Source organism: Banduia mediterranea (assembly GCF_031846245.1).
Taxonomy (GTDB): domain Bacteria; phylum Pseudomonadota; class Gammaproteobacteria; order Nevskiales; family Nevskiaceae; genus Banduia; species Banduia mediterranea.
This window is the reverse complement of record NZ_JAVRIC010000047.1, coordinates 1-4,730: the sequence shown is the minus strand read 5'-3', so window position 1 is coordinate 4,730 and position 4,730 is coordinate 1. Positions and strand designations below refer to the sequence as shown.

Below are 4,730 nucleotides of genomic sequence, written 5' to 3'. Positions count from 1 at the left end.
TGCGAGCGGTGGGTGAGGGCAACGGTCATGCCGCAGGTGATTCATTGTGCAGGGTGGCGCTCGCGGCATGGCCGTTAGCCGAACGCCAAGGGTGTTCGCCGCGAGGCGGAATCTGGAGGAGTGAGCAGGGGCCGTCATGGACTGCCTTGAATGGCAGTCCACGCTGATGGCGCGCAAGGTGAAGGACAAGCGAGTCCTGAAACTGATCCGCCGCTACCTCAGCGTCGGGATTATGGAGGGCGGGCCGCTGTCGCCGCTGTTGTCCAACATTCTGCTCGACGATCTGGACCGGGAACTGGAAAAGCGCGGACATTGCTTCTGTCGCTACGCGGACGACTGCAACGTGTATGTGCAGACCGAGCGCGCGGCGCAACGGGCGATGGCAGGGCTGACACAGTTTCTGGAAGAGAAGCGCAAGGCGACCAATGGGCGTGGCGCCTGGTGGAACGCCGGGGCCAGCCACATGAACGCCGCCGTGCCCAAAGCCTGGTTTGATCGACTCCAACTCGTTTCGCTGGCGGATCCCCATCGTCGTTTCCAGCGTGTCGCCTGAACCGCCCGGTGCGGACCCGCATGTCGGGTGGTGTGGGGAGTTGCGCCTTGCAAGTGCATGGAATTCAGTTGTCTGAGATGCCGACCGCGGCAAAGCCTAGCTCGCAGCCGCGCACCAAGTCTGCGTGGAGCCTGGTAACAGTCACTGCGAAGCGTAGACAGGGAGATTGGCAGGCCGGAACGAAAGAGAGCGGAGAGATAGTCCCGAAATCACACTGATGGAAGTAGCCGACCCTATCTCTCAAAGGGGAAGGCGGAATCGCAGGACACGTTTTGGCGAGTGTCCTGAGAGGCTTCCTGGGTAACGTACCGCCGGCAAGCAGTCGAAGGGTTTCAAGTGAACAAGGGAGATCCGCCAGATTCAAGCGGAGCTTGTAGGATTGGATCGCCCGATGCTGGAATCGATTCACCGCCAGGGGTATCGCGCGCCGGACATCCGGCGTGTGTATATCCCGAAACCCGGGAAGCAGGAAAGGTGATCTTCGTGCCGTTCGAAGGTGCCCGGCCCGCCGGCAAGCCGGTGGACATACTGAGCGGTTTCGTCAACGACGACGGAGAGGCACAGGGCCGGCCCGTGGGTGTGGCCCTGGACCGCCAGGATGCATTGCTGGTCGCGGACGATGTCGGCAACATGATCTGGCGGGTCACACCCAGTGGCGGGTAAGCTGCACGCAACTTTTCCGCTTGCTCTTGGTGGCCTTTCATGGACCGGCGCAAAGCCGGCACATCCCGGCCTCCGATCGCAGCACGCAGGCCCGCCGCGCCGCGCCACGGTCTTGCGCGCGTGCTCTCCAAGCTCGGCGTGTGCTCGCGTACTCAGGCACAGGCCTTGATCCAGGAAGGGCGGGTTCGGGTCAACGGGCGCCTGATTCGCGATCCAGAACGGCCCTCCGACGCTCGCAGCGAAACCATCAGCGTGGATGGCAGCGTGGTGCGCACCGCGCAGCCGGTCTATTTGGCGATGAACAAGCCGCGCGGACTGGTGGTCAGCGCGAACGACGAACGTGACCGCCGCACGGTCTATCAATTGCTCGACGATCCGGCCTTGCCCTGGCTCGGACCGGTAGGCCGGCTGGACAAGGCCAGCGAAGGTCTGCTGCTGCTCAGCAATGACACGGTCTGGGCGGCCGGCATCACCGATCCGGCCTCCTCATTGGAAAAGACTTACCACGTGCAGATTGCGGGGCTTGCGGACGCGGAACTGCTGCGGCAAATGCTATCCGGCGTGAACGGCCGTTCGGAGACGCTACGCGCACGTCGCGTCCAGCTGCTGCGTCAGGGTCAGCGCAACACCTGGCTCGAAGTCACTCTGGACGAAGGCCGCAACCGCCACATCCGCCGACTGTTGGCAGCGCTGGGCTTCGAGGTACTGCGTCTGCTGCGGGTATCCATCGGGTCGGTGGCGCTGGGCCGGCTGGCAAAGGGAAGCTGGCGACATCTTGAGGCTGAGGAAGTGGCAGCTCTGAAGCCCGGACAAAGTCGGGATCGGTGAGCATCAGACCCTGAAGCCATTAGTCGCCATCCGGAATCCAACGGTCATGCCACAGCGGCACCGCGCAGGATGAATCTGCTGCGGCATGGCCGTTCCCCCTTCTCTCCCGCAAGCGGGCAAGGGCAGGTCGGCACCATAACGCCGCGCGTGATGCACGTTAAGCCTCTGACGCGGACCTGCTCGGCGATGGACGCGAGCCATTTTCACGGTATTGATCTGCGCAAGCGGCAACTCGCCGACGCGGGTTTCGTCGACCAATAAGGGGACACAAGAAAGGCGCCGGACCCTTGCGTGTCCGGCGCCCATATCCCCCGATCGGCTTCGACTCAGGGGACCATCACCCGTATGACCTAGGGAAACAGCCCCTGCACGAAACCGATGACGTCGGTAATGATGCCGCCGAGACCACCAAGCAGACTGTCGAGCGCCTGTACCAGACCGCTCTGGACACCTTCGTCCGGATTGCCGATCAGCAATACCTGCAGACCTTCGGCCAACTGGCCATCGGCGAGCAGACCCTGCACCAGATCGCCCAGGCTTCCGTCGGATTCCAGCAGATCGCCGAGCACGGCGACGAGGTCGTCGGTGACGTCGCCGGTCAGGGTCAGGCTGAGCGCGCCGAGCACACCGTCGGAGGTCAGCAAGAGATCGACGAGACCCACTTGATCGGAGCCGTCGCCGGCGATCAGGCACAGGGTTCCGAGCGGCGCCTGGCAATCGCTGCTGGTGCCGTCGACCAACAGGGCCTGCACCAGGCCGGGAATGCCGTCTTCGCCGAACAGGGCGACGAGGCCTTCGCCTTCCTCGTTGGGCAGCAACAGGCCGCTGAGAATGTCGGCGAGGCCGCCTTCTCCGTTCTCGTCGCCCAACAGCAGCAATTGCAGCCCTTCGGTCAACTGCCCGCTGGCGATCAGGCTTTCGACCAGGCTGGCGAGGTCGCCGTCGTTTTCGAGCATGAACGCCAGCGTGTCGGTCAGCGCCGAGACGTTGATGGCGCCCGCAATCGGCCCCAGCGGACCGTCCTCGGCCAGCAGCACGTCGACCAGGCCGCCGGCATGATCCGGTCCGCCGAGCACGCACAACGTGTCGCCGACCGGAACCTGGCAGTCGTTCACGTCGACGATGCTTCCAGGCGTCGGCTCCGAATCGCCGCCGACGTCCACGGTGTCGGAATCGGCTTCGCAGCCGGCTAGCCCCAGCAGCAGCGCCACCGCGCCAGCCGCCAGGAGTGTCTTCATTTCATTGAAAGCCATCGTGATTTTTCCTGTTTTCCTTCAAGGGTGGCGTCAGTTCAGAACGCGAAGTTCGACGCGGCGATTCCGTTCGCGGCCGGCCTCGGTTTCGTTGTTGTCGCGCGGCTGGGATTCTCCGTAGCCGTGGACACTCATCTGCTCGGCCGGAATGCCGTGCTCGACGAAGTAGTCGTGCACTGCCTGGGCGCGGCCTTCGGACAGCTTCTGGTTGTATTCCTCGGAACCGAGGCTGTCGGTATGGCCGGCGACTTCGACCTGCATGTCCGGATACTTCTTGAGAATGCCGACGGCCCAGTCGAGAATCGTTTCGGCATCGGGACGCAGACGGGTTTTGTCGAACTCGAAGGTCACGCCCTTGAGGTCGATGATCTTCGGCAAGGGACAACCGACGCCATCGACGCGGACCCCCGCCGCAGTGTCGGGGCATTCATCCTTGTCGTCGATGATGCCATCGCCGTCGCTGTCGAGCAGACCTGTCGGCACCTCGACCACCCTGGCCTCCTGTGGCTGCGGCGGCGGCGCTTCACGCTCCTGCAGCAGCGGCAATTCGATGCCGAGGTTGATACGGGGCTCGCCATAGCCGCTCTGGAAGTCGTCATAGACGTAACGCAGCTCACCGCGGAAACGGATCTTGCCGCGCTTGGTGAGCGGACCGGTGACGAAACCGACGCCGGCATTGGCGAGAAACGCCCAGTCATCCTCGTCGTCGGGCAGCACGTCGTTGTAGTCGGCGGCGATACCGCCAATCAGGAACGGCGTGAAGCTGTCGCGGTCGCCAAAGGAATAGGTGAGGTCAGCGCCTGCGGTGTAGCGATAGTAGTCGACACTGATGGTCGAATCGGTTTCATAGATGTCGAAACCGCCGCTGATTTCATAACCCCACGCAGAGTCTCCGAGGAAGCTGCCGTAGAACAGCTGCAGGCCGGAGGCGTGGTCGATGTCATCGGCTCGATCGTCATCAGCAAAGGTGTAACCGCCCAGTGCGCCGAGATAGCTCGACGAACCGAAGCGGGACGTGGGGTCTTCGGCCATGGCCGTAGATGTGACGAACGCCAATACGGCGCCCATTAGACGGCATCCTGCTAGTTTCATGTGCGCTCCCAGCAAACAAGTTATTACGAAAGTGGTGGCTCTTTGGCCTTTCCGCTGGGCGAGTATAGGATAAAGCAGCCCCGGTTCTGTAATTTCTCCTGATTCTTCGTTGGTCTCTTCGCGCCAGGACGACAGTTCCTCGTCCAGCAGCCGCCGCACAGCGGCTGATCTCGGCGGTGCTCACCTCGAAGCCACACAGCTCCTCGGTGATCTTTGCCACCTTCCATCTCGAAGTCTCTTTCATCTTCGGGGGTGGTGACCACCACCATGATCGTTAACCGGACAGCAGCGTCATGGCACCGTAATACCGAGACCCCCTGGGTGCCCACACCGCAGGATTA

General features: G+C 62.9%; 4 protein-coding genes and 3 pseudogenes. 4 read left to right on the top strand and 3 right to left on the bottom strand.

Annotated features, from left to right (window positions below):
- Window positions 1–166 precede the first annotated feature (166 nt).
- The 4 genes and pseudogenes from RM530_RS18205 to RM530_RS18190 form a co-directional block, all read left to right on the top strand.
- Window positions 167–553, top strand: a pseudogene (locus RM530_RS18205) (reverse transcriptase domain-containing protein); the annotation flags it as partial.
- Between the two features lie 471 nt (window positions 554–1,024).
- A pseudogene (locus RM530_RS18200) lies at window positions 1,025–1,216 on the top strand (sorbosone dehydrogenase family protein); the annotation flags it as partial.
- Between the two features lie 39 nt (window positions 1,217–1,255).
- Window positions 1,256–2,044 (top strand): pseudouridine synthase, encoded by a 789-nt coding sequence (locus tag RM530_RS18195; RefSeq protein WP_311366686.1) that lies wholly within the window; start codon window positions 1,256–1,258, stop codon window positions 2,042–2,044.
- Window positions 2,045–2,113: 69 nt separating this feature from the next.
- On the top strand, window positions 2,114–2,305 hold the full coding sequence (locus RM530_RS18190) for a hypothetical protein (protein WP_311366685.1): 192 nt from the start codon (window positions 2,114–2,116) through the stop codon (window positions 2,303–2,305).
- A gap of 89 nt (window positions 2,306–2,394) precedes the next feature.
- On the opposite strand, the gene RM530_RS18185 is transcribed toward RM530_RS18190, so the two are convergent.
- From RM530_RS18185 to RM530_RS19125, 3 genes and pseudogenes are all read right to left on the bottom strand, one after another.
- Window positions 2,395–3,297, bottom strand: a complete 903-nt coding sequence (locus RM530_RS18185; protein ID WP_311366684.1) for a hypothetical protein — start codon at window positions 3,295–3,297, stop codon at window positions 2,395–2,397.
- Window positions 3,298–3,330: 33 nt separating this feature from the next.
- Window positions 3,331–4,365 (bottom strand): OmpA family protein, encoded by a 1,035-nt coding sequence (locus RM530_RS18180; RefSeq protein WP_311366683.1) that lies wholly within the window; start codon window positions 4,363–4,365, stop codon window positions 3,331–3,333.
- Between the two features lie 144 nt (window positions 4,366–4,509).
- Window positions 4,510–4,612: pseudogene (locus tag RM530_RS19125) on the bottom strand (transposase); the annotation flags it as partial.
- Between the last annotated feature and the right edge of the window lie 118 nt (window positions 4,613–4,730).

Coding starts and splice junctions, on each gene's coding strand:
- RM530_RS18180 (WP_311366683.1), bottom strand. CDS start 4,365: ATGGGCGCCGTATTGGCGTTCGTCACATCTACGGCCATGGCCGAAGAC.
- RM530_RS18185 (WP_311366684.1), bottom strand. CDS start 3,297: ATGGCTTTCAATGAAATGAAGACACTCCTGGCGGCTGGCGCGGTGGCG.
- RM530_RS18190 (WP_311366685.1), top strand. CDS start 2,114: ATGAATCTGCTGCGGCATGGCCGTTCCCCCTTCTCTCCCGCAAGCGGG.
- RM530_RS18195 (WP_311366686.1), top strand. CDS start 1,256: ATGGACCGGCGCAAAGCCGGCACATCCCGGCCTCCGATCGCAGCACGC.